The organism is Xanthomonas sp. 3793, assembly GCF_024806835.1.
GTDB lineage: Bacteria > Pseudomonadota > Gammaproteobacteria > Xanthomonadales > Xanthomonadaceae > Xanthomonas > Xanthomonas arboricola_F.
Window position 1 is genome coordinate 480,259 of sequence record NZ_JANTYU010000002.1, and the last position, 24,810, is coordinate 505,068.

General features: G+C 66.2%; 26 protein-coding genes. 12 read left to right on the forward strand and 14 right to left on the reverse strand.

The window, feature by feature from the left end:
- Nucleotides 1–83: 83 nt before the first annotated feature.
- The 3 genes from FHY18_RS08340 to FHY18_RS08350 all read right to left on the reverse strand — a co-directional run bounded on the left by FHY18_RS08340 (nt 84) and on the right by FHY18_RS08350 (nt 3,160).
- Nucleotides 84–1,184, reverse strand: coding sequence for a Glu/Leu/Phe/Val dehydrogenase dimerization domain-containing protein (locus FHY18_RS08340; protein WP_259153422.1), 1,101 nt, complete (start codon nt 1,182–1,184; stop codon nt 84–86).
- Between the two features lie 156 nt (nt 1,185–1,340).
- Complete coding sequence (locus FHY18_RS08345; protein WP_259153423.1) at nt 1,341–2,597, reverse strand: 2OG-Fe(II) oxygenase; 1,257 nt, start codon at nt 2,595–2,597, stop codon at nt 1,341–1,343.
- A 35-nt stretch (nt 2,598–2,632) separates the two neighbouring features.
- On the reverse strand, nt 2,633–3,160 hold the full coding sequence (locus FHY18_RS08350) for a M48 family metallopeptidase (RefSeq protein ID WP_259153424.1): 528 nt from the start codon (nt 3,158–3,160) through the stop codon (nt 2,633–2,635).
- Nucleotides 3,161–3,553: 393 nt separating this feature from the next.
- On the opposite strand from FHY18_RS08350, the gene FHY18_RS08355 reads away from it, so the two are divergent.
- Nucleotides 3,554–3,727, forward strand: coding sequence for a DUF1328 domain-containing protein (locus FHY18_RS08355; protein WP_003489471.1), 174 nt, complete (start codon nt 3,554–3,556; stop codon nt 3,725–3,727).
- Between the two features lie 144 nt (nt 3,728–3,871).
- Here the strand turns inward: FHY18_RS08355 and FHY18_RS08360 are convergent, their stop codons facing one another.
- Nucleotides 3,872–4,126: a DUF2789 domain-containing protein gene (locus FHY18_RS08360; RefSeq protein WP_259153425.1), complete on the reverse strand. Its 255-nt coding sequence runs from the start codon at nt 4,124–4,126 to the stop codon at nt 3,872–3,874.
- A 143-nt stretch (nt 4,127–4,269) separates the two neighbouring features.
- Here FHY18_RS08360 and FHY18_RS08365 point away from each other — a divergent pair, with 143 nt between their 5' ends.
- Nucleotides 4,270–4,536 (forward strand): DksA/TraR family C4-type zinc finger protein, encoded by a 267-nt coding sequence (locus FHY18_RS08365; protein WP_259153426.1) that lies wholly within the window; start codon nt 4,270–4,272, stop codon nt 4,534–4,536.
- 147 nt (nt 4,537–4,683) lie between these two features.
- Here the strand turns inward: FHY18_RS08365 and FHY18_RS08370 are convergent, their stop codons facing one another.
- Nucleotides 4,684–5,277, reverse strand: a complete 594-nt coding sequence (locus FHY18_RS08370) for a mechanosensitive ion channel family protein (protein WP_259153427.1) — start codon at nt 5,275–5,277, stop codon at nt 4,684–4,686.
- 205 nt (nt 5,278–5,482) lie between these two features.
- Nucleotides 5,483–5,731, reverse strand: coding sequence for a hypothetical protein (locus FHY18_RS08375; RefSeq protein WP_259153428.1), 249 nt, complete (start codon nt 5,729–5,731; stop codon nt 5,483–5,485).
- 448 nt (nt 5,732–6,179) lie between these two features.
- Between FHY18_RS08375 and FHY18_RS08380 the strand changes: the two genes are divergently transcribed.
- The 3 genes from FHY18_RS08380 to FHY18_RS08390 are packed head-to-tail and all read left to right on the forward strand — an operon-like array spanning nt 6,180 to nt 8,193.
- A complete protein-coding gene (locus tag FHY18_RS08380; protein ID WP_259153429.1) occupies nt 6,180–6,764 on the forward strand; it encodes an RNA polymerase sigma factor in 585 nt (194 codons plus the stop codon).
- Complete coding sequence (locus FHY18_RS08385; RefSeq protein WP_259153430.1) at nt 6,761–7,297, forward strand: hypothetical protein; 537 nt, start codon at nt 6,761–6,763, stop codon at nt 7,295–7,297. The genes FHY18_RS08380 and FHY18_RS08385 overlap by 4 nt, the downstream gene beginning before the upstream one ends.
- Nucleotides 7,298–7,308: 11 nt before the next feature.
- Entirely contained in the window at nt 7,309–8,193 is an 885-nt protein-coding gene (locus FHY18_RS08390; RefSeq protein ID WP_259153431.1) for a DUF4097 domain-containing protein, read from the forward strand.
- Between the two features lie 113 nt (nt 8,194–8,306).
- Here the strand turns inward: FHY18_RS08390 and FHY18_RS08395 are convergent, their stop codons facing one another.
- The 4 genes from FHY18_RS08395 to FHY18_RS08410 form a co-directional block, all read right to left on the reverse strand.
- Complete coding sequence (locus tag FHY18_RS08395) at nt 8,307–8,492, reverse strand: hypothetical protein (protein WP_010366034.1); 186 nt, start codon at nt 8,490–8,492, stop codon at nt 8,307–8,309.
- A 188-nt stretch (nt 8,493–8,680) separates the two neighbouring features.
- On the reverse strand, nt 8,681–10,057 hold the full coding sequence (locus FHY18_RS08400; protein WP_259153432.1) for an Hsp70 family protein: 1,377 nt from the start codon (nt 10,055–10,057) through the stop codon (nt 8,681–8,683).
- Between the two features lie 123 nt (nt 10,058–10,180).
- A complete protein-coding gene (locus tag FHY18_RS08405) occupies nt 10,181–10,654 on the reverse strand; it encodes a peptidylprolyl isomerase (protein WP_259153433.1) in 474 nt (157 codons plus the stop codon).
- A 338-nt stretch (nt 10,655–10,992) separates the two neighbouring features.
- On the reverse strand, nt 10,993–12,039 hold the full coding sequence (locus FHY18_RS08410; protein WP_259153434.1) for a cation diffusion facilitator family transporter: 1,047 nt from the start codon (nt 12,037–12,039) through the stop codon (nt 10,993–10,995).
- Between the two features lie 115 nt (nt 12,040–12,154).
- Between FHY18_RS08410 and FHY18_RS08415 the strand changes: the two genes are divergently transcribed.
- Nucleotides 12,155–12,490 carry a zinc ribbon domain-containing protein YjdM gene (locus FHY18_RS08415; protein ID WP_259153435.1) on the forward strand — a complete coding sequence of 112 codons (336 nt, stop codon included), beginning with the start codon at nt 12,155–12,157 and terminating at the stop codon, nt 12,488–12,490.
- Nucleotides 12,491–12,624: 134 nt separating this feature from the next.
- On the opposite strand, the gene FHY18_RS08420 is transcribed toward FHY18_RS08415, so the two are convergent.
- The 3 genes from FHY18_RS08420 to FHY18_RS08430 all read right to left on the reverse strand — a co-directional run bounded on the left by FHY18_RS08420 (nt 12,625) and on the right by FHY18_RS08430 (nt 15,984).
- Nucleotides 12,625–13,425 (reverse strand): hypothetical protein, encoded by an 801-nt coding sequence (locus FHY18_RS08420; RefSeq protein WP_259153436.1) that lies wholly within the window; start codon nt 13,423–13,425, stop codon nt 12,625–12,627.
- Between the two features lie 181 nt (nt 13,426–13,606).
- Nucleotides 13,607–14,656 carry a L,D-transpeptidase gene (locus tag FHY18_RS08425; RefSeq protein ID WP_259153437.1) on the reverse strand — a complete coding sequence of 350 codons (1,050 nt, stop codon included), beginning with the start codon at nt 14,654–14,656 and terminating at the stop codon, nt 13,607–13,609.
- Nucleotides 14,657–14,889: 233 nt separating this feature from the next.
- Nucleotides 14,890–15,984 (reverse strand): alkene reductase, encoded by a 1,095-nt coding sequence (locus tag FHY18_RS08430; protein WP_259153438.1) that lies wholly within the window; start codon nt 15,982–15,984, stop codon nt 14,890–14,892.
- Nucleotides 15,985–16,227: 243 nt separating this feature from the next.
- Here FHY18_RS08430 and FHY18_RS08435 point away from each other — a divergent pair, with 243 nt between their 5' ends.
- From FHY18_RS08435 to FHY18_RS08460, 6 genes are all read left to right on the forward strand, one after another.
- The gene (locus FHY18_RS08435; protein ID WP_259153439.1) at nt 16,228–17,439 is read left to right on the forward strand and encodes an MFS transporter; all 1,212 of its coding nucleotides are present in this window, start codon (nt 16,228–16,230) and stop codon (nt 17,437–17,439) included.
- 640 nt (nt 17,440–18,079) lie between these two features.
- On the forward strand, nt 18,080–18,535 hold the full coding sequence (locus FHY18_RS08440) for a PA2169 family four-helix-bundle protein (protein WP_104614037.1): 456 nt from the start codon (nt 18,080–18,082) through the stop codon (nt 18,533–18,535).
- Between the two features lie 280 nt (nt 18,536–18,815).
- On the forward strand, nt 18,816–19,442 hold the full coding sequence (locus FHY18_RS08445) for a 2'-5' RNA ligase family protein (protein ID WP_259153440.1): 627 nt from the start codon (nt 18,816–18,818) through the stop codon (nt 19,440–19,442).
- Between the two features lie 40 nt (nt 19,443–19,482).
- Nucleotides 19,483–20,088 (forward strand): hypothetical protein, encoded by a 606-nt coding sequence (locus FHY18_RS08450; RefSeq protein WP_259153441.1) that lies wholly within the window; start codon nt 19,483–19,485, stop codon nt 20,086–20,088.
- Nucleotides 20,089–20,155: 67 nt separating this feature from the next.
- Nucleotides 20,156–20,338, forward strand: a complete 183-nt coding sequence (locus FHY18_RS08455) for an oxidoreductase-like domain-containing protein (RefSeq protein ID WP_259153442.1) — start codon at nt 20,156–20,158, stop codon at nt 20,336–20,338.
- A 69-nt stretch (nt 20,339–20,407) separates the two neighbouring features.
- Nucleotides 20,408–21,781 (forward strand): AcvB/VirJ family lysyl-phosphatidylglycerol hydrolase, encoded by a 1,374-nt coding sequence (locus FHY18_RS08460; protein ID WP_259153444.1) that lies wholly within the window; start codon nt 20,408–20,410, stop codon nt 21,779–21,781.
- 265 nt (nt 21,782–22,046) lie between these two features.
- Here the strand turns inward: FHY18_RS08460 and mprF are convergent, their stop codons facing one another.
- Nucleotides 22,047–24,611, reverse strand: coding sequence for a bifunctional lysylphosphatidylglycerol flippase/synthetase MprF (gene mprF / locus FHY18_RS08465; protein ID WP_259153446.1), 2,565 nt, complete (start codon nt 24,609–24,611; stop codon nt 22,047–22,049).
- Between the last annotated feature and the right edge of the window lie 199 nt (nt 24,612–24,810).

The window sequence follows — 24,810 nt, forward strand, 5'->3', positions numbered from 1 at the left end:
GGGTGCAACGCCCGGGCGTCACGTGTGCGGCGGCCGTTGCGTTATCGCACGTGTCGTCAAACGCGGCTCGACTGCCGGCTGGCTTATTCGCCGCGCAATTTATGCAGAAAACGCGGTGCGGTACGGCCCAGCGGAAGTTTGAGTTTGCTGATGGCTTCGATGCGCGTCTCGGCAATCTGATCGGCCGCCTGCTGCGGTGAAACATTCAACTGCGTGGACAGGTCGAAGACCTTTTCCAGATTGTGATAAATGCTGCGGATCAGGCGCATTGCGCGTTCGCGATTGTAGCCGTCGATCTCCAGCGACACATTCATCACTCCGCCGGCATTCACCACATAATCGGGCGCATACAAAATGCCGCGCTGGTGCAGTTCTTCGCCGATGGCGGCGCTGGCGAGCTGGTTGTTGGCGGTGCCGCAGATGATCTTGGCCCTGAGCTGCGGCAAGGTGTTTTCGTTGATCGCACCTTCCAGCGCGCAGGGTGCGAACACGTCGGCCGGCACCTGGTGGATTTCGTCCGGGCGCACGGCTTCGGCGCCGTATTCGGCCACTGCCCTGTCCACCAGCGCCTGATTCAGATCGGCGACATAGAGCTTTGCGCCGCGTTCCTTGAGCAACTTCACCAGCTCCATGCCGATATGGCCCAGGCCCTGGATGGCGATGCTCGCCTTGCCCACTTCTTCGTGACCGAGCTTGCGATTGAGCGAGGCCATCAGCGCCTGCAACGCACCGTAGGCGGTGAAGGGCGCCGGGTCGCCGGAGCCGCGGTGCACCTGATGCACGCCGGTGACGTACTCGCTCTCCAGGTAGATCTGTTCCATGTCGTTGACGTCGGTGCCGACATCTTCGGAGGTGATGTAGCGGCCCCCCAGCGTGTCGACAAAACGGCCGAATGCGCGAAACAGCGGCTCGCTCTTGTCGGTCTTGGGGTCGCCGATGATCACTGCCTTGCCCCCTCCGACATTCAGCCCCGCCAGCGCGTTCTTGTAGGTCATGGTGCGGCTGAGCCGCAGCGCATCGGCGAGCGCCGCCTCGCTATTGGGATACGGGCGCATGCGCACGCCGCCCAGGGCCGGGCCAAGCCGGGTGCTGTGCAGGGCGATGATGGCCTTGAGGCCGGCATCGCGGTTGTGGCAAAAGATCACCTGCTCGTGACCGGTGGTATCGAGGGTTTCGAAAAGCATCGAAGGCTCCGCGGGGCTGCGTGATGTGCCTCCCCTGACGCCGGGCCTGGACCCGTGCAATGAGGAAACAAAAAAGCGACGTCTGCAGACCCTGTCCGATCACGTCGCGCTGCAACATTTTAAACCACGTCGGTAGGGCGCAGTGTATGAATCTGTTCACCAATCCCGATAGCGCTGCTGCCGGAACCACAATGTCGCCAGCCACTTGGTTCCCGTGGTGACCGGCAGGCCTGCATGCAGCGAATCGGGATCGGGCTGTCCGTCGGCGTGCAGGTTGTCGAAACACACTACCGAGCCTGCGCAGGGCTGCACGCTGACACCGGCGACCGGGAATTGGGTGTGACCACCTGCCGCGACCGCATTGAGGTAGACGCAGACGGTGCGCAACCGGTTACCGGCGGCGGGACGATCCGCCGCGATCCTGCTGGCCGGCAGGTAGTCGCGGTGCGCGCGATAGTGCTCCCCTGGCGCATAACACAGCACCGACAACGGCTCGGCGTGCGTCAATGGCAGCCGTGCGCAGGCGGCCAGCCGTGCCTGCGCAACGCGGGCGGCGAAGTCTTCCAGAATCGGGTCCAGCGTGGCGCCGCGGCTGGTGCGGATCGGCGTGCGCTGGCTGCTTGCATCTTCCGGATCGACCACCTGGGAAGCACGCAGATGCGGGCGGGCCAGCAGGATCAGCAGCCGGCACTCGTCGGCCGACAGCACGGCCGCGTGCCTTTCGATCGTTGGACTCTGGTGGAGCGGGGTCGGTGCGCTGCGTGGTGTGAAGTGAAGGTGGTCCAGCGCGATGTCACCGGCCGGATCGGGCGGCGCGATCTGCACGTCGGGTAGGGCCGTGACACCCAGTGGCTGTAATTGCCGTAGCAGGTGATGTGCTGCATCGGGTTGGGCGGTAACGCCTTCGCCGCGCAGCAGGCGCTCGGCAAGCAGCGCTGCGGCTGGCACGTCGCCTGCCGATGCAGCCTGCTCCAGCAGGCGAACGCAGCGCTGTTGGTGTTGCGGATGATCGATTCGGCCGTGCTGGATGGCCAGCGCACGCAGCGCCGGCAGGTAGTGTGCAGCCGCTGCCGTGTGCAGCCGCGCATGCGCTTGCGTGCCCAGTTGCTCAGGATCCTGGCCGACAGCCAGCGTCGCCAGCAGGTAAGACGCGGCGGCCACGCCGTTGCGTTCGGCGTGCTGCCAGTACGCGACGGCTTGGGGGACATCCACTGGGCCGCCGATGCCGTAGGCCAGCATGCGGCCGGCTTCGATCTGGGCGGCGGCATCACCTGCAGCGGCGCCACGGACATACCAGGCCAGGGCCTGCCCGGTCTCGCCGGCGCGAACCAGCGCCTGCGCCAATGCGTTGATGGCCGCAGGCTGTCGGCTTTGTGCGGCAAGGGTGAGCTGCGCGAGGGATGGGGTGTGCATGGCCGCATCCTAATGCGTGCCCCGGCACAACGCGATCAGCTATCGGCAACGAGTGCCAGCTGGGTCAGATACAGGCGCAGGTCGAACTCGATCTGGTGGTAATCCGGCGTCATGTGGTTGCACAGCTGATAGAAGGCCTTGTTGTGATCGGCCTCTTTCAGGTGCGCAAGCTCGTGCGCCACGATCATCTGCAGGAACGGCTCCGGTGCATCGCGAAATACCGAGGCAATCCGAATTTCGCGACTGGCCTTGAGCCGGCCGCCGTGCACGCGCGAGATGGCGGTATGCGTGCCCAGCGCATGTTTCACCACCTGCAGGTGGTTGTCGTAGATCGCCTTGTGCAGGGTCGGCGAGGAGCGCATGTAACGCTCCTTCATTGCCTTGACGTAGTCGTACAAGTGGCGATCGGTGCGAATGCTGTGCCGCTCCGGATAGCGCCGCGCCAGTACCGCGGCGAGCTTGTCCTGTGCGATCAGCTCGCGCACCTGATCCAGGACGGCGGGCGGGTAACCGGCGAGGTAGCGAAGAGTGTCCATGGCGATCGATTGATGCAAGACCTGCATGATCGCCGATGCCGGCGGCGCTGGCGAATCCGGGAAAGCGGGTGTGCTGCATGGCGTCGGAACAATTCCCGGCGATTGCTTTCACTGCCACCAGTCTCAAGTATGGACGTGCGACCGGCTCGCCCGCTGCGTGGTCGCTGTCGACCTGATGCCTCTTGCAAACGGTCTTGAGAGATAGCGACTTTGCGATGTCCACGCACCGTCGACGCGCCTGGTCTGTGCATGATTCCTGCGCGCCATTGGCTCTGAGCACCGTCTGCGTGTGGCAGCGTGTGTCAGCTGTATTCACGAATGCGGCACATGCGGATGGGTAGCGTGCAGCGCATGTTTTGCGGCGATGTGTCGCAAGCACACGATCGAACACGGCACCGTGCCGGATTAGGAGACAACAACATGATCAAGTGGGCCATTATTTTCGCCATCATCGGACTGATTGCCGGTGCGCTCGGATTCGGCGGGATGGCAGGCGCTGCGATGGGGATTGCCAAGTTCCTGTTCTGGGCCGGCATCATCATTGCCATCGTGCTGTTTGTGCTGGGCATGACGATCGCCAAGAAGGTGACCTGACGCGCCACGTGCAGCTGGGCAGCGCCTTGCTGTCGGCTACACTTTCGCAAGGAGAGCGGCCACTGGCCGCTCTCTTTTTGTCAGCGCCTTGTACGACGCGATCGTTGAAGGCGATCTCAACCGCAACTACCTCGCGGACGCAGATCAGACGCCCGTGTCGTCGGCGGTCGTGTGCAGCGCTATGTTGAGCTGGTCGATGGTCACGATCCAGTCGGCATCGTCGAGACGTTCTTCACGTAGCAACTGCGCTTGTGCAGGTGTCCAGAATGGCGCTTCTTCCACGCGCATATCGCCCGGCAAGGGCGAGTGCTTGGCGATGAAGTTGCCGATGCTGACCTCATCGGAGGGCAAGCCCAGCTGGGCGAACAGGTCAGAAAATGGGTGGACAGGTTGTTCCATGGCAGATCCTTCGTGAGTGCGGATGACGGGTGTTGATGGCTGAATGTTAAAGCCCCCAGTTTGAGGGCACTGTGCACGGCCGGCTTGGAATTGCCTGCGCCAATGACCATATCGTCAGCCTGACCAGACAAGGTGAGACGAGCATGGCGACCGGATGGGCGGGTGATGGGGCGGTGCAGGACCAAATCGATGCCACCGTCGAAGATGCGATCCAGCGAGCGCGCAGCCAGCTGCACCAGGGGCCGAGCCTGACCCATTGCGAAGAGTGCGATGCGCCGATCCCCGAAGCGCGACGCAAGGCAGTGCCTGGCGTGCATCTGTGCGTGAACTGTCAGCAGGCGCATGACCTGGAGCAGGGCGCGCAGGGCGGCTTCAACCGTCGCGGCAGCAAGGACAGCCAGCTGCGCTGAATGCGTCGGCGCGCCTGCGAATGGCTGGCGCCTCAGTTGACCTTCAACCATCCTCGACGCGAGCGGGTTGCCCCGTCAGCCGCCATGGCTTCGCGCGCTCTGCGGTTGCCAATCACCGCTACCGTACCTTACGCACCCTTTGCTGGCTCAATTCGCGCTGAAGCCGCTGCTCTCGCGCCACCGGCGCGTGGTGCGCTGGAAGAACAGGCTGTTCGGAACCTGCAACACGCTGCCCGCATGGTCGCCGGTTTCTTCCAGGGTGGTGTAGATCACGTTGATATCGATCACGCGCCCCTTCAGGCCGGGCTTGTCGCCACCTTCGAGCAATTCGATATGGTCGTGCAGGCGAAACGGGCGCGTGGTGATGATCAGGAAGGTGCAGAAGATATTGGACAGCACGCTCCATGCGGCGAAGAACGCCACCGCACCGACCGCAGCAAAGCCGGTGAAGGCCGTCCACAGCGTGCCGCCAGAGACACCGGCAACGCGCAGGACCATCAGCAAGGCGCTGATCGAAATGACGAAGCTGCCAACGCGGCGGATGCCGATCATCATCTCGGCGGGCACGTTGTAGCGCGTGCACAGGCGCCGCAGCAATTGCCGCAACAACAGCCGCACCAATCCGGCCACGGCAAGTATCAGCACGATCTTGATCGTGGGCACTGCGATTGCCAGCCACTGCGGGTTCCAGTGAGGCAACAGGCTGCGGATCATGGCGGGCAAGGGGTCGGACGCGGACATCGGATCGGGCAGACATAGAGCGGGCATCCATTGTAACGGCGCAACCTGCACGCGGCAGGTGCGGGGGATGAATGCGTGGAGTGCCGAGTGTTATCGACAGCAGCGAGTGCTGTCGCTGCTAGGGACTCAAAACGCCGCGTCTCCGATGCCGAGCGTCTTGTGGTGTGCAGGCAACGCGTCTTCCGTTGCGATAGATGGTTGCCACTCAGTGCCGATCACGTGCGTCATGTGTCACCAAAGCCGCCAACCGCTGCAACGTCTGCGCGATTGCGTGGACAGCCGCCCACTGATCCGGCGTGCTGGCACCGATGCAGGAGGCGTGCTTTGAACGAGTCTCCAGCAGGCAGGCCTCGATCCGCGTAGGCGTCAGCCTGAGTTGCACTTCTTGCAGCGGCAGCGCATCGGAGCAGTGGGGTGTGCACAAGGCCAGGACCAGGCCGAGCAGGTGTGGCATGACGATCTCCAATGTCGATCAGGCGTGACACCACGGTGGTGGCGGCTTGCAGCGAGATGGCGCGGGGAGCGCACGGTTGCAGACTTGGATGCGGCGGCCGGCCAAAAGGTTTAGGGCAGTCGAACAAAGGGCCGTGCTCGGCGCCAGGCGGGTGCGGCCGGGCTCGGTGCGGCATCTATCCCACGTACACGCCGGGTCCTGCGTGCCGTGTGCGCCTGCCTGACGCTGCTTGCTGCGCTTTGTCAGCCGCTTTTAGAGCGGTGGCGGCTGCCACGCGGCGTGCCACTGGCAAACACTGCGACGCCTCCAGTAGCCAGAGCGCTGGCGCCGCCCCGGATCAAGCGATGCGGGGCTGCAGGGATGCCGGCAGGTCAGTGGTCTTTCGACCGGTCTTGGAAAAGTTCGCCAGGCCTTAAACCTTTCCGTTGCCCGGCGCATCCAACTGGCTATGCTCGACACCTCCGTGCCCATCGACGCCCTGCCTTGCGCCACTCCCGCCGACCGCGACGACGCGGCGTTGGCGCGTGCGGCAGCCGCTGGCGAACGCGCAGCGTATGAGACGATCTATCGCCGCCATTCGCCGCGGCTGTACGCGCTGGTGTGGCGTCTGTGCGGCGGGAATGCCGCGCGCGCCGACGACGTACTGCAGGACACCTTCATCGCCGCGTGGAAGGCGTTGCCGCAGTTTCGCTTCCAGAGCGCGTTGGGCACCTGGTTGCATCGGCTTGCCGTCAATACCGCATTGATGGAACTGCGCGCGCGCTCGGCGTTTGGCGATCGCGCCAGTGACGACGCTGACGAACTTCTCGCGGCGGTTCCCGATGGCGCGGGTTGTCATTCGATACGGATGGATCTGGAGCGCGCCCTGGAAACCCTGCCGCCACGTGCGCGGGCGGTGCTGGTGCTGCACGATATCGAAGGCTGGAAACACCATGAAATCGCCGACCAACTGCAAATGGCAGTGGGCAGTTCGAAGGCACAACTGCATCGCGCGCGCGGTCTGCTGCGCGCCCGGCTTGGAGAACACGCATGACCCCCGATCCCCCTGATCGCATCGACGCCGAGTCCACGGCCGAAGACGCTGTGCTGCGTGCCCACCTGCAGGCGTTGCCGCAGCAGCGCCTGCCGCCTGCGCAGGTGTGGGAGCGCATCGCGCCGGCATTGGTGCCGCACACCGCTGTGGTGGCGTGCCGGCCGCGCGGCCGGTCCTGGGCGATGCCGGTGCTCGGGGTGGCGCTGGCAGCGGCGGTGGCCGTGGTCGCGATCGTGCCAGGTCTCAGGCAGCACACATCGCCGCTGCGTCCTGCGCAGCCGGCGCTCGTCGCGCAGGCGCAGGCGATGGCCGGGCAATACCAGCAGGCCATTGCGCAGGTTCCGGTACAGCAGGTGCCGGCCGATTTGCGCCCTGCGCTGGATGAGCTGGATCAAAGCGCACAGGCCATCCATGCCGCCATCGCGCAGAGTCCGCGGTCGGCCTTTTTGTTATCGCAACTGCAGCGCACCTACGCCAAGCGGCTGCAGTTGACCCGTCTCGCCTCCCAGGGCCAGACACCCTTTCTAAGTTGAGGAGCATGCTCATGCACTACGCATCTGTTTCCCTGTTGCTGTTGGCTGCGGTGTGCGCTGCACCGGCAGCTGCGCAAACCGCGGTCAACCAGAGTCATCCCCTGGCGCGCGGCGGGCGCGTGGAGCTGGAAAACATCGCCGGGCAAATCCGTGTGCGCGGTTGGGACCGCGACGAGGTGGCGCTGACCGGGACCTTGGGCGAGGGTCAGCGGTTGGAGGTCGATGCGAGTTCGAACCGGTTGCAGCTGGAGGTGATCTATCCGCGCACCAGCCGCAACGGCAAGGGCGCCCAGCTGGAGTTGCGCGTACCGCGTGCCGCCATGCTGCAGGTGGATGCGGTCAGCGCGTCGGTGGATGTGGATCAGGTCGATCTTGCGCGGCTGCAGCTCAAATCCGTCAGTGGCGACGTGGTGGCACGCGGGCGTGCCAAGGAAGCGCAGCTGGAGACGGTCAGCGGGACGTTGCGCAGCACGGTCAGCAGCGGGCGGGTGACGCTGGGCACGGTCAGCGGGCAGATCGACGCGCAAGCCGGTGCCAGCGGGGTCGTGTCGGCCGAGTCCGTCTCCGGCGATATCCGGATCGGTGCGGGGCAGGTCTCGCAGTTGCGTTCGCAGAGCGTGTCTGGCTCGACCGCAGTGACGGTGACCGGACTGGCGCCGGGCGGCAGCATCTCTGCCGAGAGCGTCAGCGGCACGATCACGCTGGGGGTGCCGCGCAACGTATCGGCGGCGCTGAATGCAGAGGTCTTCAGTGGCGACATCCGCTCGGTGGCCGGGCGGGTCGAACGGCCGGAGTACGGCCCCGGCAAGAGCTTGCGTGCGACGCTGGGGGCAGGCAACGGCGATATCAAACTGGAGTCGCACTCGGGTTCGGTGCGTATCGACTACAGCAACTGATGCCGAAAACAAACGTGCCACCTTGCGGTGGCACGTCGGTAACACGTCAAGGAAACCCTTGGCTGCAGCTGCTTGAGCGCGCGCTGCGCAGCAAGCGCTAGCGTGCTCGCTGCTTACGCGATCTTGTCGCCGTCGTTGCGGGCGGGGCCGAAGTTGGTGGTGAGCACTTCGATCCGGCCGCCGGTCTTGCGGAACGCGGCGATGTCGGCAGCGATGCGCTCACGACTGAGCGGCTGCGACTTGCCTTCGCTGCGAGCGATGCTGGGCTGGGATTTCTGCTTGGTCGCGGGACGTGCCATGTGGCCTCCTGTAGCGGGGAAGTGCAATGACACCGCGTGCGGCCAGGGTGGTGCGCGCGGAAGCGGTGTCGAGAAGTGCGATCGCGTTCGGTGCGCCATCGCGGTGGCACGGCGAGCGTGCCTTGCTGACACGACGGCGGGGCGTCAGGCAGCAACCGCTTATTATAGGCACTGAGCGCCGATTTGTGTTAACCGTCCGACGGGCGGACGTCTTGTGCCGCCGCCCATGCCAGGCCCTGCACCACGCCGAACGAGGGGTCGCCATGCACCAGGCGCGATTCCGGGAACACCGCGGCCACGGTGTCGCGGATATAGCCGGCGCGCGACATGCCGCCGGTCAGGAACAAGGTAGCCGGCGGCGCAGCCAGGTCGGCGCGCACCTGCGCAAGCAGGCCTTCCAGCTCGCGCAGATAACTGGAAGCGGACGCAACCAGCGCGCTGGCCTGCACGTCCACGCCCAGCCCGCGTTCGATGAATTCCAGCGATGCCTGGTGCCGGTCGAGCTCGCTGAGCGCGATCTTGCAGGCTTCCACGCCGCGATACAGGCGCGCGGTATTGCCGGTGTCCTGCAATGCCTGCAGGCGTTTGTCGAACGGGGCAGGTACGTCCTGGTACTTGTGCAGGCGGAATTCGCGTTGGCGGGTCATGTCCTGCACCATCGCCGCTTCCACGTAATGGTGCGCCGGCACGCGGGTGATGCCGCGGCCGAACAGCGGCATGTAGGCGGCGAGACTGAGTGCCAGATCGATGTCGGTACCGCCGCGCGCGATGCCCCAGGCGCGGTGCACCTGCGGCGGGGCGCTGCCGCCGACGCTGGCATGGGCGATGTCGGTGGTGCCGCCGCCGATGTCCACCACCACCGTGTCGTGGCGGGTGTCATGGCTGACGTGGTAGTGCATCGCCGCCGCTGCGGGTTCTTCGAGAAACTCCACGCTGTCGAACCCTGCAGCGATTGCCGCAGTCTGCAGAATCTCCAGCGCCTGCGCATTGCCGGCCTCGCCGATCGAACTGCGAAATTGCACCGGGCGGCCAAGCACGGCGGTGCGGATGTTGAGATCGAACTGGCGCGAGGCGGTCAGGCGGATATGCTCCAGCACGTGCGTGGCGATGCCGGTGATGGTCTGGCGCGCGCGCGGGTGCAGGTTGTAGCCCAGCATCGACTTGGGACTCTGCACCAGGTTGCCTTCGCCTTCGAGAAAGTAGGCGTCCAGCGCATCGTCGCCGTATACCGCGTTCTGCAGCAGTGCCGCCGAGCTGCGCGGCTCGCGCACCTGCTCTTCCATCCATTGCCGACGCACGATGCGCAGCGCCTCGCGGCGCAGACTGTCCTGATTGGGCGTTCGGCCAGCGGCAACGGCGTCGCGGCGGCCGGAGTCGATCAGGCGCTGCATTTCGTATTCGAGCGCGGGCGTGAGGCTGAAATCCTCCGGGTCGCGCATGGTGTCGGGAAAATACACCGTGGTACGGAACTGCAAGGCCTCGCCGAAGCGCACCGGCGCCACCTGCCCATCGACGATCGCCGCGGCGGCGGAGTTGCTGGTACCGAAGTCGATGCCGAGTTTCATGCACAGTGCCTGAGAGCGGGGCGCGCACTGTACTACGGCTGCCGCGTGCTCCGTCCAGATCGGCACGCAGGCATTGCGCCCCGGCCGATGTGCCGCGTGCGCGTCGGCACGCGGCACAGCACGTCAGGCTGCGATGTCGTCCACGTGACCCTGGTTCAATTCGTCCGTGGTGGCTTCGCGCACCTCCACCACCTCCACCGCGAAGTGCAGGGTCTGCCCGGCGAGCGGGTGGTTGCCGTCCACGGTGACCTGATCGGGGCCGACCTCGGTCACGGTGACCAGCACCGGGCCCTGTTGGGTGCGCGCCTCGAACTGCACGCCGGGTACCACCTCGACATCGGTGGGGAAGGCATCGCGCGGCACGTGCTGGATCAGCTGCTGATGACGCGGGCCGTAGCCTTGCTCAGGCGCGACATCGGCAGTGAGCGTGTCGCCGACGCGCCTGCCGTCCAGGGCCTGCTCCAGGCCGGGAACGATATTGCCGGCACCGTGCAGATAGCTCAGCGGGGTGTCCGGGGTGGAGCGGTCCAATACCTGGCCACTGTCGTCGGAAAGTGTGTAGTGAATGGTCGCAACGCGACCTTGGCTGATTTCCATTGGAAACCTCCATGACGGGTGATCGAAGGGGAGTGCATCGGCTGATTCACGATGCGAACAGATGCTGCCCGCACACCGTAGGCAATCGAAGCCGGTCATGCAACCGCGGCTGCAGTTGCGGTTGGGGCGAGGATCAGCTTGGTGGAGAGCGTGGCTGGACCAGGCCGCGCAGCAATGCCTTGCTGCGTGGGCACGGGCGATGCGGGTGCAGATCGGCTCGTGGCGCGGTCTGCGCCGATGCGCTGGCGGCCGTGTGCTGGATCTGCTGCAGCGCGAATCCGGCTGAAACGCCGCACCCCGCGCACGCTCGCGTGCGCGTCAGACATCTATGGACCTGCTCAGTCGGTCTGCGCGCCACGCTCGATCTGTGCCCGGCGCGCGCGCCAGGTTTCCGGTGTCTGCGGTTTGATGAACAACGCGGTGAGCTCGGGATGCTGGCGCTTGGCCGCCGCTTCGATGCGCCCGACACAGGCTTCGATCTGCGGCGTGGTGCGGCTGTCTTCGAACTCGGCGCTGAGCGCGGCAACGACCTGGTTGGGGCCCATCTGCATGGTGAGCACGCCGTTGGCGGCGCGCACATCCGGGTCGCTGGCGGCGATGCGTAGCAGCGACTCGGTGACATGCGCATGCGCCGGCTCGCCGATCAGCAAGCCCTTGGTTTCGCGCGCCAGCAGGAAGGCGGTGAAGGCGAGCACGCCGGCAATGCCGATCGATGCGATGCCGTCGAGCTCGGGCATGTCCAGCAGCTGCGCGCCGGCCAGGCCAAGCAGCGCCATGAACAGGCCGATCAACGCTGCGCTGTCTTCCAGCAAGACGGTGAAGGTGCTGGGGTCCTTGCTCTGGCGAAACGCCTCGAAATAGCCCATGCGGCCCTTCTTGGCACGAAATTCGCGCAGCGCCACCACCCAGGAAATGCCTTCGAACACGATCGAGACGCCGAGTACGCAGTAGGCGACAAGATGGCTCTTGGCCGGCTCGGGATGACGCAGGTGCACGATGCCTTCGTACAGCGACACGCCGGCGCCCATCGCAAACACCAGCAGCGCGACGATGAAACTCCAGAAGTACAGTTCGCGCCCGTAGCCGAATGGGTGCGTCGGCGTCGGCGCTTGCGCGGCGCGGCGCAGGCCGTACAGCAGCAGCACCTCGTTGACGGTATCCACCAGCGAATGCACGCCTTCGCTGAGCATGGCCGAGCTGCCGGAAATGCCTGCCGCAATGAATTTGGCCACTGCGATGGCCAGGTTGCCGGCCAGCGCAACGTAAACCACCAGGTGCGAGCCCTTGGGCTTTGCAGGAGTGCCTGGGCTCGCATTGCCGGGGCCGCCGCTGGCGTTACCGGTGTCTGTGGCGGTCGGTACGGGAGGCGCTGGCTGGTTGGACACGTACGACCTGCAAGGTATTCGATAAGCCCGGCACTATCGCGCTGCGGCCGTGCCGGGTGCGTGATCGCAACGCCGGAGAGCTACAATCCACAGCCGTTTTTGATCAAGGACCCGCATGTCTACCGTTCCCGCCTGCCCGCAATGCGGCCAGGACAACACCTATGCCGACGGCGCGTTGTCGATCTGCGCCGATTGCGGTTTCGAATGGAGTGCAGGTGAGGCTGCCGCGAGCGCGACGGTCGTGCGCGACAGCAATGGCAACGTGTTGCAGGCCGGCGACACGGTGACGGTGATCAAGGATCTCAAGGTCAAGGGCTCGTCGATTCCGCTCAAGCAGGGCACGGTGATCCGCAATATCCGCCTGGTCGAAGACGATGCCGAACATATCGAAGGCAGCTCGGAAAAGATCAAGGGGCTGGTGCTGAAGACCTGTTTCCTGCGCAAGGCCTGAGCCTGCCGCCGCCTTGGTCAGGTGTCATCTGGAGTCAGATGTCGTCTGGCGTGTGTAGGAGCGCGCTTGCGCGCGATGATGCATGCTCGATGACGCTTCGTCGCGCGCAAGCGCGTTCCTGCGCTGCGGCACGCTCAATCGCGCGGATACACCGCTGCCACCATGCAGCTCTGGCGCATGCGACCAAACTGTCCGCCGCGCGTCGTGCTCAGGTCGCCTTGCTGGCCCGCACCGACGCTGGCGCCGGCAAGGCCGATTTCGTCGAGGACATCGACCTTGTCGCCAGGATTGCCGCAGATCGCATTCAAGCCCATGCCGGATACGAAGCGAATCGGCGGTGCGCCGCTGAGTTCGCGGCAGCTGTCCATCAACTCGACGCGATAATGGCGGTGCGTGCCGGGGTGGCGCGGCGACACTTCCACCACCAGGCCCTGGGCGTCTTCCGACCACGCGCGCAACATGCTGGGATTGAAGCAGTAGCTGGATGAGCCGGCGAAGCTGCGACGTCGCGCCTGGCGGACGCTGACGCCGTCCAGCGTGGGGATTCCGTCGCGGTCGCGTTGCCGGGCAATGCCGGCGTAATCGCGCGCGCTGAGCGTGGCGACCTGGCCGATGGCGCAGCGTTGCTGCCCGACGCCGACAAACGCCTGGGCGCCGTTGCAGACCCAACCGTGCGGGGCGAGCAGCGTGGCATCTGCCTGTGCGGCGAGCTGTGGGCAGTCCTGCGCCAGCTGCAGGCGGAACAAGCGGCCGTCGTGTTGGGCGACGGCCAGCGTGCGTGCGTCGGCCTGATGCAGTTCCGCAACCTGCCGCGCATCCAGGCAGTCTGCGCCTGGCGCCGCAGGACGTGTGGTTTGTGCCGATGCAGCGGCCATGCTGCAGGCCGCAACGTGGATACCGAACAGAACCGCAGCGAACAGGCGCATCACGCACATCCTTGGCAATGAGGTCGCCGCATCATGTGCCTGTAGCGCCGCGTTGACAATCGCGCGATCCGTGGCACTGGATCAGCCCGTCAAACAACAACGCTGCGCGGTGGGGGAGGGTGGCACGCGGCACGCCGCGCGAGCCGCGGTCGCTGCCCCCGCCTGTCCAGTCAACGCGCTGATGGCGCGCTCATGGCGTTTCAGGCGGGTCCGAATCCAGCACCTGCAGCTTGGCGCCGGTGGTCTGCGGCAGGATGCGCTGGTCGGTGGCGACCAATACCACGCCAGGGGTCAGCAGCGGCAACAGCCCGGCCAGAAATGCGGGCGGCACCTGCAGGCGCGCGACGGTGGCGGCGTCCAGTGCCTGCCCTGCCGCGGATGTACTGCCGGGAATGCCGATTCGCATCCAGTTGGGCATGCGCTGGCCGGGCAGTCCGGGCAGGTCGCCCGGCAGAAAGCCCTGGCCGACGATGAACGCCTGCGTGCCCAGCGGCGCTGCGCCGGGCTGTGCATGCAAGGCCACCTGCGCGCGTCCGATTTCCACACCGTTTCGGTAAACCACCAGTTGCTGGTCGGTGCTGCTGATCAGCATCGAGATCGGGCCGGTCGGTGCCAGCTCCGGCTGCCAGGCGAATGCCTGGCCGCTTGGCAGCGGCAGCAGGGCGCGCTCGGCGCCGGTGGTGGGATCGATCGGGCTGAGCGCGCGCGGATGCACCACATCGTCGGCGCTGATGCCGGCCTGTGCGACCACCACCACCATGCCCATGTTGGAATTGTCGAACAGCAATCGCGCAAATTCCGAAGGCAGATGCACGCAACCGTGCGACTCCGGATAGCCGGGCAGGCCGCCGGCGTGCAGGGCGACGCCGTCCCAGGTCAGCCGCTGCTGATACGGCATGGGGGCGGCGTTGTAGATGTTGGAGCGGTGGTCCTTGTCCTTCTGCAGGATGGTGAACACACCGGTGGGCGTTTCGTGCCCGGGCTTGCCGGAACTGATGGTGGACACGCCGATCAGGATGCCGTTGCGATACGCATAGGCGCGTTGTTCGGTCAGGCTGACGATCACCGCCATCGGCCCCCAGCCTTTGCTGACGCCACCCCAGATCCATTGGCCCGGTTGGAGCTGCGCGGGCAGGGTATCGGCAGGGCTGGACTGGCGCGCGCCCCAGAACGGCACGGCGAGCGCCTGCCCGCCGATCAGCAGCGTGCAGCACAGGGCAAACGAGAGAAGGCAGCGCATGGGTCGTCCAGCAGCAAGGGCTGCCTGGATGCTAGCGGCATGCGCTGTGCGCGTCATGTGGCGACGCTGCGGTGTCGGCGTGCCACGCGAACCTGGGCTGCGCACGCAGGGTAGCCAAGCTGGCCGGTCTGCGTTGGTAGTGCCGCACTGCATCGCGCACTGCGCGTACGCACTGCATTGGCTGCCGATCACTGCCGCCTGGTTCCGGCAGTGATCGGCCAGCCGGGGCGGAATCAATCCGCCAGTGCGGGGTAGTCCGTATAGCCCTTGGCACCGCCACCGTACAGGGTGGCCTGGTCGACCTCTGTCAGCGGCGCGTTCTCGCGCAGCCGACGCACCAGATCCGGGTTGGCGATGAACGGGCGGCCGTAAGCGATCGCATCGGCGTAGCCGCTGCTGATGGCCTGTTCGGACATGCCGCGGTCGTAGCCGTTATTGGCGATCCACGCACCATCGAACTTGGCACGCAACGCGGCGTAGTCGAAGGCGATGTTGTCGCGCGGGCCGCCGGTGGCACCCTCGATCACGTGCACGAAGGCCAGCCCGCCGATCAGGTTGAGCCGCTCGACTGCACGTTCGAACAACGGCTGCGGATCGGAGTCGTGTGCGCCGTACACCGGGGTCACCGGCGACAGCCGCACGCCGGTGCGCTCGGCGCCGATTTCATCGGCGATGGCCTGCACCACCTCGCTCAGCAGGCGCGTACGGTTTTCGATATCGCCGCCGTAGGCGTCGGTGCGCTTGTTAGAGCCATCGCGCAGGAACTGATCCAGCAGATAGCCGTTGGCGGCATGCACTTCCACGCCATCGAACCCGGCATCGATCGCATTGCGTGCGGCGATGCGGTAGTCCTCGATCAGCGCGGGGATTTCCTCCAGCGCCAGTGCGCGCGGCTCGGAGACATCTTCGAAGCCGTTCTTGGTGTAGGTCTTGCCTTCGGCGCGAATGGCGCTGGGCGCGACCGGTACTTCGCCAGGAGGCAGCACGCTGGTATGCGAGACGCGGCCGACATGCCATAGCTGCAGCACGATCTTGCCGCCACGGCGGTGCACTGCATCGGTGACTGCGCGCCAGCCTTCGACCTGCGCCTGGGTGTGGATGCCGGGGGTGTCCAGATACCCCTGGCCGAGCGGGCTGATCTGCGTGCCTTCGGCGACGATCAGGCCGGCGGTGGCGCGCTGGCCGTAATACTCGGCGGCGAGCGGCGAGGGCACTTGGCCGGCGCCGGCGCGGTTGCGTGTCAGCGGCGCCATGATCACGCGGTTGGCAAGATCCAATGCGCCCAGGCGCACCGGGGAGAACAACGGAGATTCAGTGGATTTGGACATCAGCAACCAGTTCGAGTTGGATCGCGCCAGGCGCGGCACCACGCCGATCGCGGTGCCCCACAGCGATGGTGGCGGACCCAAGCAGATTCGAGCGACGTCAATAGGACACTGCGTCCCCACACCGCGTCAGGCCAGTGGAACTGTGATGTGCTGCGGATCAGCGCTGAACCGTCATCGGCCGACACCTTTCGCCGATTGCTGCATTGCACAATAATAAGCCGCCCCGTCATCCTGGAGTCGGGCATGTCCGATATCGACCTCTCCGCGCCGCCGCGCGTGCCACGGCGCGACTACGTTCTGATCCTGCTTGCGCTGGCGATGGGCGGTTTTGCGATCGGCATCAGCGAGTTTTCCACGATGGGCCTGATGACGCAGATCGCGCAGGGACTGCAGATCAGCGAACCGCAGGTGGGCCATGTCATCAGTGCCTATGCGCTGGGTGTGGTGGTCGGTGCGCCGTTGCTGGCGATCCTGGGCGCGCGCTGGCCGCGCCGCACCTTGTTGTTGTTGCTGATGGTGTTCTACGCGCTGGGCAACCTTGCCAGTGCGCTGGCGCCCAGCTATCACACGATGCTGTTGTGTCGCTTCATCGCCGGCCTGCCGCACGGCGCGTATTTCGGCGTCGCGTCCCTGGTTGCCGCCTCGATTAGTCCGCCCAATCAACGCGCGACCGCAGTGGGGCGCGTGCTGTTGGGCCTGAGCGTTGCCTTGCTGGTGGGCAACCCGCTGGCGACCTGGCTGGGGCAACTCGTGAGCTGGCGTTGGGCGTATGCCTCGGTGTCGGTGATCGCGCTGGGCACGGTGGCGGCGGTGGCGGCGTTGCTGCCGCCTGCGCCGGACGAGCCACGTCAGCAGCCACTGCGCGAGCTGCGTGCGTTCAATCAGCCGCAGGTGTGGCTGGCGTTGGCGATCGGTGCGGTGGGATTCTCGGGAATGTTCTGCGTTTTCAGTTACCTGGCGCCAACCTTGACGGCGGTCACCGGCGTCGCGCCTGCGCGCATTCCGTTGGCAATGGCCGCATTCGGCGTTGGCGGCGTGCTTGGCAGCATCCTGGGTGGGTGGTTATTCGACCGCATGCAGTTCCGCGCGGTGCCGGTGCTGCTGGTGTGGTCGATCGTGGTGATGCTGACCTTCCCGCTGGCCGCGCATTCGGGGCTTTGGGTGTTCGTCTCCATCGTGGCGGTTGGCACGATGGGCGCGCTGGCGCCTGCGTTGCAGACCCGCCTGATGGATGTGGCGGCCGAAGCGCAAACCTTGGCGGCAGCGTCCAACCATGCCGCCTTCAACACCGCAAATGCCTTGGGCCCCTGGTTGGGCGGCATGGCGATCACCGCGGGCTGGGGCTGGACCTCCACCGGGTACGTGGGTGCGGCCACGGCACTTGGCGGCTTACTGGTCTACGCGCTGGCGGTGTGGCAGGAGCAGCGCCAGCGCACGTTGGTGACCCACTGCTGATGGGTTGCTCCGCGCAGCTGCGTTTGCCGGCCGGCGTGGGCTGCGCTGCTTGGGGTGGGCTGTTGACGTTGGGCCCGCGCCTTCCATCTGGGAAGCGTGCGACGCCGGCTGACGGCGTGGCGGGCTGATCAACACGCGACAGCGCTTGTTCGCTGTCGCGTCCCTGTGGGCGCCGCATGCGCGCATCCACGATCAACTCACAGCGATGTGTCGAGACTGCACGCTCAATGCAAGCGGACCGAACAGCGCCATGACCGAATTCACTCCGCCGCCGTGGAAGCGGCCCACTCCCAAGCGAAAGAGCGCATCCACACCGTTGACCGAGGCGCAGAAAGCCGCCGCGAAACAACGTGCAGCAGCGGCCGGGCGGCCGTATCCGAATCTGGTCGACAATATGTGGGCAAGTCGGCAACCAAAGGAGTCTTGATGCGTCGTTGCCATCGATGAATCGCAGTTCATCGGCCGCACGATGGCGTGAGGACGAGCCGCGCATCGCTCACATGCCGATTATGGTCGCGCCGCCAGGATGCAGCCGTACACAACGTTTACGGCATCGCAATCAACGCATCGATTGCGCTACTCCCCGAAAGCCGACGCATCGCACTTCCGCAGCGTCAGCGCATCCAGCAAGGAGCGACACATGAGCATTCAGAGCAAGACCGAGCATAGCCTCAACGACCTTATCGCCATTTCCCGCGACGGCAAGGACTTCTACGACGAAGCCGCGGCCAAGGTTGGCGACGCAGAGCTGGCGACGTTGTTCCGCCGCATTGCCGGCGTCAAGACCGATATCGTGAGCAGCCTGAGCAGCGTGGTCGTCTCGGCCGGTGGGACGCCGGAAAAGCACGGCACCATGGTCGGCAGCATGCAGCAGTTCTACGGCAAGGTGCGCGCGACGCTGGGCGACACCAAGTACGGCTACGTGGCCGAGCTGGAAGAGTCCGAAGACCGCCTGCTGAAGGCGTTCGATGAAACCATTGCCGATGCCGACACGCCGGCCGCTGCACGCGACGCCGCACTGCGCCTGCTGCCGGAAGTGCGTGCATGTCACGACGTGATGCGCAATCGCAAGCATGCGATGAAGAACGCCGCATAACGCGGTAGCAAGACCGAAGCGCATCTGTACCGATGCAGCTCTCGGAGTAGATCGATACAGGCGGGAAACGGGTAGCGCGAGCTGCCCGTTTCTTTTTGTGTGCGCGGCACGCTGCCCATCATGTGGCGAGCAGATCGCCACATCGAAGGTGCCGTTCCACGGCGCTGGTGTGTTCCACGCTGGCGATGGATTGCGCGGCATATTCGCGCGTGCGTCAGGTCTGCTAGTATCCGCCGCCCTTCTTCAGCCAGGCCCGCGCAGGCGGTCGTGGAATCACCCCATGAAGCAGCAGTTTCTATATCTGTCATCGGCCGAGGCGCAGTTGTCGCTTGGCTTGGGGGAAGAGAAGACCACCGAACGTCTGTTCTTTGCGGTGATGGCCGACGCCACCACTGCCGAGCGTGCGGCAGGCATCGCCAACGGGCTGCTGCAGAGCGGGCAGGTGGATGGCAAGCCGTTGGGACGCGAGCGGCTGCATGTGACCTTGCATCACCTGGGCGATTACGCCGGCGGGCTGCCGCCCTCGTTGGTGAGCCGTGCAAGCCAGGCCGCCGGGCGGGTGGCGATGGACGCCTTCGAGGTCGAGTTCGACCGCGTCGGGACGTTCGGTGGACGGCGCTCACAACTGCCGTGCGTGCTGCGTGGCGAAGAGCGCGTGCGCGGGCTGTATGCGTTGCAAGGGGCGCTTGGCCGTCAGCTGGCACACGTGGGCATCGCTGGCGATGCGCAGTACACGCCGCATATGACGCTGCTGTATTGCAACCAGAGCTTGCCGCAACGCCGTTGCGACGCGCTTGCCTGGACGGTGCGCGACTTTGCGCTGGTGCGCAGCTTTCTCGGCCAGTCGCGTTACCAGATCGAAGGCCGCTGGCCGCTGCGTCAGGCCGCAAGCTGCGTTGATCGGTAAGGCTGTGTGCAGACGCGCATGCACGCGGTAGCCTGCGCGCATGGATGCCATCACACCCCTGCCGTTGCATGCCGACCATCTGGCCGCGTTGGAACAGGCCTATGCCACGCCGCCGCGCGCCTACCATCACTTCGGCCACGTGCGTGCACTGCTGCACCACTATGCCGAGGTCGCTGCCGGGCCGGGTTGGCAACGGCCGATGGAGGTCTGGCTGGCGGTCCTGTTCCACGATGCTATCTACCAGCCCGGGCGCAGCGACAACGAAGCCGAATCTGCGAAGTGGGCGATGGACTGCATCCCGCGCTGGTGGCCGCAGGCCGAAGTGGATCTGCAGCGCGTGCAGGCGCTGATCCTGCTCACCGCGCGCCATGGACAACTGCAACCGCAGGATGTGGACGAGGAGGCCGCGCTGTTCCTGGATTGCGACATGGCGATCCTGGCCGCGCCCGCTGCCGTCTTCGATGCTTACGACCGCGCGATCGCCGAGGAATACCGGGGCCATGTTCCGGCATTGCTGTTCCGGCTCAATCGCCGCCGCTTCCTGGCCGGGCTGCTGAAGCGCCCGCGTATCTTTCTCAGCGACTATTTCCACGCACGCATCGATACGGCCGCGCGGGACAACCTGCGTCGCCGGTTGGGTCGCTGAGCCGTCGCTGCCACCGCGTGGTGCGCGACCCCGCAGCGGCGGATGCGCACGACGCTACAATAGCCGCATGCACGACAGCGCCATGTCCGCCTCCGATCCCCGCCCGCAACCGCCGCAGGCACCCGCGCCCAACGAGTGCTGCGAAAGCGGCTGCCCGCTGTGCGTGCACGATCTGTACGCCGAAGAAATGACGCGTTACCGCCAGGCCCTGGCCGCCTGGGAAGCCCGTCAGCTGGCGCAGGCGCGGTGAGCGAAGCGCCGCGCTTCGCGGCGAGTGCCGGAACGATTATCTTTGGATCACTTTTCCCGATGGTGCGACATGCGACGACTTGAACGATGGAGCGCGCTCTGCGGCGCGGCGATGGTGACGCTGTCGGGAATGGCCGCCGCCCAGGCTCCGGAACCGATCAGCCACGGGCGTTTCGAACAGATCCCGGTGTTGATGCCCAAGGACGAGCCGCAGCGCGTGGTGATCTGGCTGGCGGGCGCAGGCAATGCCGGCAAGCGCCAGGCCCAGGCGCAAGCGTTGCGCGACGATGGCGCGATGGTGGCGATGGTGGATACCGCGCATCTGTACGCGGTCCTGCGCAAGGCCGGCGGCACCTGCGCGTTTTCGGTGGGCGATGTGGAGAACTTCTCGCGCTACCTGCAGGCCTTCTATCACATCCCCACCTACCGGTTGCCGTTGCTGGTGGGCGATGGCGAAGGTGCGGCGCTGGCGTATGCCATCGGCGCGCAGGCCAAGCCGCATGTGCTGGCCGGCGTGCTCACCGATGGTCTGTGCCCGGCCACGGTGTCCGATCAGGCGATCTGCCAGCCAGGTGTGCGTCCGGGCGGCAATAGCCTGGTTCCGGCGACGCTGCAGATTCCCTGGGTGCTGGCCGGCAGCCAGGACAAACGGTGTCCTGCAGCAGCCGAGGACGCCTTCCTCAAGCAGGTTCCGCAGGCCCGCACCTTCAAGCGGTCTGCGCAGGGCGACATCCTGCCCGGCCTGCGTGCCGCAGCCCGTTCGCTGGGCGAGCAGAAGGGCGTTGTCTTGCCGCCCCCGCCGGGCGGCCTGACCGACCTGCCGGTAGTCGAATTGCCGGCCAAGCCGGACGGCGACGGCGACGACGACACCTTCGTGATCTTCGTGTCCGGCGACGGCGGTTGGGCCGGGCTGGACGAAGAAGTCGCCGATGCGCTCGCCGCGCAGGGCATCCCGGTGGTCGGGCTGGATTCGCTGCGATACTTCTGGACCGAGCGCACGCCGCAGGGCTTCGCCACCGACCTGGACCGCATTGCGCGCGTGTATGCGCAGCGCTGGCAGCGCAAGCGCGTGGTGCTGATCGGCTTCTCGCAAGGCGCCGATGTGCTGCCGGCGGCGATCAACAAGCTGCCGGCGCAGACCAGGCAGAACATCCGCATGACCGCGCTGCTGTCGGTCGGCAAGCTGGCCGATTACGAATTCCATGTCAGCAACTGGCTGGGCTCGGATGACGAAGGCCTGCCGATCGCGCCGGAAGTGCAGCGTCTGCCGGCCGGCACCACGGTGTGCATCTACGGCCAGGACGATGGCGATGCGTTGTGCCCGAGCCTGCCGGCGCAGGCCGCCAAGCGCGTGGCGCTGCCGGGCGATCACCACTTCAAGGGCGATTACGCGACCCTGTCCAAGGTGATCATGGAGCAGCTGCACGGCTTGTCGACGCCTTGACGTGCAGGGCATCGTAACCACGATGCCCTTGCCATCGGTCGGTGCGGCTCAGGCACTGAACCAGGCGCGGCTGTCAGTGCTGCAACGCTCCCAGCCAGGCGGGCGCGGCCGCTGACAGGTGTGGCTGTGCCACTGGTGTGCGCCAGCTGTGGGGGCGCCCCTGGCGATGGTTGACTCCATTGCGGCAACCTCTCCAACCGCCCAGCCACATCCTGCGATCTGCGCACCCACCTGCGCCGCAAAGCGGACAGGCGGGTGCATCGCGTCATTCCTGCCGGCCGGGGTCCACCGAGATCAGCCGGGTCACGTCCAGCAGCGCGGCCGGCAGATGCATGCCGCCCGGCGCGACCAGATAGCGCGGGCGCCAGGTCGGGGCGAACTTCGACTTGAACCGGCGTAGCCCGCTGAAGCCGTAGAAGCGCTCGCCATGGCGTGCGACCAGGCTGGCGAAGCGATTCCAGCGCCCGGCCAGGCGGTGTTCGGCCAGCCCCGACAACGGCGCCATGCCCAGCGAGAAGCGCGTGTAGCCATTGGCCTGGCCCCACAGGAACAGCTCGATGAACAGGAAATCCATTGTGCCCTTCGGCGCCTCGGCGCTATGCCGCATCAGGTCAACCGACAGCTCGCCGCCGGCCGGTGCCCACCACACATTGGCAAAGGCCACGATCTGCCCTTCGGCCTCGGCCACCGCCACTGGGAACCGGCGCAGATAGTCCGCATCGAAGCTGCCGAGCGAGAACCCTTTCTCCTCGCCGGATTTTTCTTCCAGCCATTGTTCCGATACCTCGGCCAGGCGCGGCAGCACGGCGTCCACCTGCTCCGGCTGCAGCATGCGGAAGGTCAGGCCGCCACGCTTGCCGCGGTTCCAGGCCTGACGCAGATCGGCGCGGTCGCGGCCTTCCAGGGTGAAGCCCTCCAGTGGCACGATCGCTTCTTCGCCAAGCTTGACCAGGGTCAGGCCCATATCCAGATAGGTCTGCCAGTATTTTTCGCCGACCTGGTAGAACACCGGGCGCAGGCCCATGTGGTCGGCCTCCTCGCGGAAGCGCCAGATCAGCGCGCGGGCCACCTCCGGCGGCCCGACCGGGTCGCCCATCGAAATCAGCGAGCCACCGTAGCGCTGCATCATGACAAAGCCCCGGCCCTGCGCATCGAACAGAAACGCCTTGTCGCCGGTCAACGCCAGACAGGCCTGGGTGTCGGTACTGATTTCCAGAATCGGCGCCAGCGTCTGCAGGGTTTGCGCATCGGCGGCCGGTATCGGTCGGCGCCCGCCGCGCAGCAGCCGCGCCATGCCGAACATGATCACGCCCACGCACAGGATCAGCGCGGCGCGCAACGCGCGCGGCGCATTGGCCGAGGTGGCGAATTGCCACCACAGGTCGTTGCTGTATTCGACGTGGCTGTAGACGAAGAACAGCAGCCAGAACGTGGCCACCAGCACCAGGCCCAGATTGCTCAGCCAGCGCCATGACCAGGCTTCGTCCAGCAGCGCGCCCTGGCGGTAGAACTCGCGCCGCGCGGCCCACAGCGCCAGCGCTGCCAGCGCTGCCGACAACGACACCGAAATGTGGCTGCCGCGCAGCAGCGACAACGGCGGCAGCAGCACGCATACGCCCAGCGCCAGCATCCAGGCCGCATGACTGCGGCGTTGCAGGCCCTGGCCGATCAGCAGCAGCAGCATGCCGCCCAGGCTGACCAGCAGATGCGAGGTTTCGATCAGTGGCAGCGGCGCCACTTCCTGGCGCGCACGCGGCGTCGGCAAGGTGCCGTCGATCATCAGGCCCGCGCCCACGGCGAAGACCGCCAGGGCCAGGATCTGCGGCAGCCACGGACGCAGCGTCTTCCACACCGTGCGTGCGGTGCTGGCGCTGGCGCGGACCGGCGCCCCCAGCCCGGAGGCCGCCGCCATCGCCACCGAAATCAGCAGCGGCACGATGTAGTAGGTGACCCGGTACGCCAGCGCCGCAGCCAGCACGGCGGCAGGCGTCACATGCGGCAGCAGCTTGAGCAGGCTCCACTCGAACACGCCCAGCCCGGCCGGCACGGTGGAGATCAGGCCGGCCACCACCGCCACCAGCCAGATGCCGATAAAGCCGAAGTAACCGGTGCCCGGATCCGGCGGCAACAGCACGTAGAACGCAGCCGCTGCCAGGCCCAGCTCGACCACGCTGAGGGCGGTGACGCCGAGCACGGTGGTGCGGTCGGGCAGCCAGAAGCGATGGCTGCGGATCCCGAACTCACGGCCTTGCTTGCCCACCAGCACCAGCATCGCCACATAGCCGGCCAGCAAGGCGATGCCGGCGATGCGGATGCCTTCTGCCGTGATCGGCAGGGCACGCGCGGCCGCTTCCGGTTCCAGCATCAGCGCAAGCCCGAGCAGCACCCAGGCGCCGAAGATGAAGCCCAGCGTGCTCATCAGCACCACCTGGCCAATCTCGGCCAGGGTCAGCCCGACGCTGCCATAGCCGCGCAGGCGGACCGCGCCACCGGTGAGCGCGGCAAAGCCCAGCGTCTGGCCGACCGCATGCGCCATGAAGGCAGTGATGCCTACCCGGGCCGGATGCAGCCGCTTGCCGGTGCGCTTGAGCCCCACCCAGTCGAAACCCACCAGGCAGGCGTAGCTGCTCAACCCGAGCAGCAGGGTCAGTGCGATCTGCCCCGCGCCCAGCGCCCGGAACGCCTGGCGGATCTGGCGGTACCCATGGTCGGTGAACTGCGCCGACAGCGCGTGCAGCGCCATAGCCAGGATCGCCAGGCTGATGATGACCGGCAGGGCGCGACGCCAACCGCTGGCAGGCGCTTCGGAAGACACGGGGGTATCCGTCATGAGGGCAACGGGATCTGCATAAGAGGGAAAGAGGACGCATGCACGATACGTGCCGCGTGCGCAAAGATCTGCATGTGCCAAGCGGGTTGAAGAAGCATGCAGCGTGATCGCGAAGTGCCGAAACGAGGTGAACGCAGGGTTCGTGAGAGCCGACACCTGTCGGCCCGGGACGGCCGCGCGCATCATAGGGCAAAGGCGC

Excerpts from the sequence above, each read along its gene's own strand:
- FHY18_RS08340 (WP_259153422.1), bottom strand. The coding sequence starts at position 1,184 with ATGCTTTTCGAAACCCTCGATACCACCGGTCACGAGCAGGTGATCTTT.
- FHY18_RS08345 (WP_259153423.1), bottom strand. The coding sequence starts at position 2,597 with ATGCACACCCCATCCCTCGCGCAGCTCACCCTTGCCGCACAAAGCCGA.
- FHY18_RS08350 (WP_259153424.1), bottom strand. The coding sequence starts at position 3,160 with ATGCAGGTCTTGCATCAATCGATCGCCATGGACACTCTTCGCTACCTC.
- FHY18_RS08355 (WP_003489471.1), top strand. The coding sequence starts at position 3,554 with ATGATCAAGTGGGCCATTATTTTCGCCATCATCGGACTGATTGCCGGT.
- FHY18_RS08360 (WP_259153425.1), bottom strand. The coding sequence starts at position 4,126 with ATGGAACAACCTGTCCACCCATTTTCTGACCTGTTCGCCCAGCTGGGC.
- FHY18_RS08365 (WP_259153426.1), top strand. The coding sequence starts at position 4,270 with ATGGCGACCGGATGGGCGGGTGATGGGGCGGTGCAGGACCAAATCGAT.
- FHY18_RS08370 (WP_259153427.1), bottom strand. The coding sequence starts at position 5,277 with ATGTCCGCGTCCGACCCCTTGCCCGCCATGATCCGCAGCCTGTTGCCT.
- FHY18_RS08375 (WP_259153428.1), bottom strand. The coding sequence starts at position 5,731 with ATGCCACACCTGCTCGGCCTGGTCCTGGCCTTGTGCACACCCCACTGC.
- FHY18_RS08380 (WP_259153429.1), top strand. The coding sequence starts at position 6,180 with ATGCTCGACACCTCCGTGCCCATCGACGCCCTGCCTTGCGCCACTCCC.
- FHY18_RS08385 (WP_259153430.1), top strand. The coding sequence starts at position 6,761 with ATGACCCCCGATCCCCCTGATCGCATCGACGCCGAGTCCACGGCCGAA.
- FHY18_RS08390 (WP_259153431.1), top strand. The coding sequence starts at position 7,309 with ATGCACTACGCATCTGTTTCCCTGTTGCTGTTGGCTGCGGTGTGCGCT.
- FHY18_RS08395 (WP_010366034.1), bottom strand. The coding sequence starts at position 8,492 with ATGGCACGTCCCGCGACCAAGCAGAAATCCCAGCCCAGCATCGCTCGC.
- FHY18_RS08400 (WP_259153432.1), bottom strand. The coding sequence starts at position 10,057 with ATGAAACTCGGCATCGACTTCGGTACCAGCAACTCCGCCGCCGCGGCG.
- FHY18_RS08405 (WP_259153433.1), bottom strand. The coding sequence starts at position 10,654 with ATGGAAATCAGCCAAGGTCGCGTTGCGACCATTCACTACACACTTTCC.
- FHY18_RS08415 (WP_259153435.1), top strand. The coding sequence starts at position 12,155 with ATGTCTACCGTTCCCGCCTGCCCGCAATGCGGCCAGGACAACACCTAT.
- FHY18_RS08420 (WP_259153436.1), bottom strand. The coding sequence starts at position 13,425 with ATGTGCGTGATGCGCCTGTTCGCTGCGGTTCTGTTCGGTATCCACGTT.
- FHY18_RS08425 (WP_259153437.1), bottom strand. The coding sequence starts at position 14,656 with ATGCGCTGCCTTCTCTCGTTTGCCCTGTGCTGCACGCTGCTGATCGGC.
- FHY18_RS08430 (WP_259153438.1), bottom strand. The coding sequence starts at position 15,984 with ATGTCCAAATCCACTGAATCTCCGTTGTTCTCCCCGGTGCGCCTGGGC.
- FHY18_RS08435 (WP_259153439.1), top strand. The coding sequence starts at position 16,228 with ATGTCCGATATCGACCTCTCCGCGCCGCCGCGCGTGCCACGGCGCGAC.
- FHY18_RS08440 (WP_104614037.1), top strand. The coding sequence starts at position 18,080 with ATGAGCATTCAGAGCAAGACCGAGCATAGCCTCAACGACCTTATCGCC.
- FHY18_RS08445 (WP_259153440.1), top strand. The coding sequence starts at position 18,816 with ATGAAGCAGCAGTTTCTATATCTGTCATCGGCCGAGGCGCAGTTGTCG.
- FHY18_RS08450 (WP_259153441.1), top strand. The coding sequence starts at position 19,483 with ATGGATGCCATCACACCCCTGCCGTTGCATGCCGACCATCTGGCCGCG.
- FHY18_RS08455 (WP_259153442.1), top strand. The coding sequence starts at position 20,156 with ATGCACGACAGCGCCATGTCCGCCTCCGATCCCCGCCCGCAACCGCCG.
- FHY18_RS08460 (WP_259153444.1), top strand. The coding sequence starts at position 20,408 with ATGCGACGACTTGAACGATGGAGCGCGCTCTGCGGCGCGGCGATGGTG.
- mprF (WP_259153446.1), bottom strand. The coding sequence starts at position 24,611 with ATGACGGATACCCCCGTGTCTTCCGAAGCGCCTGCCAGCGGTTGGCGT.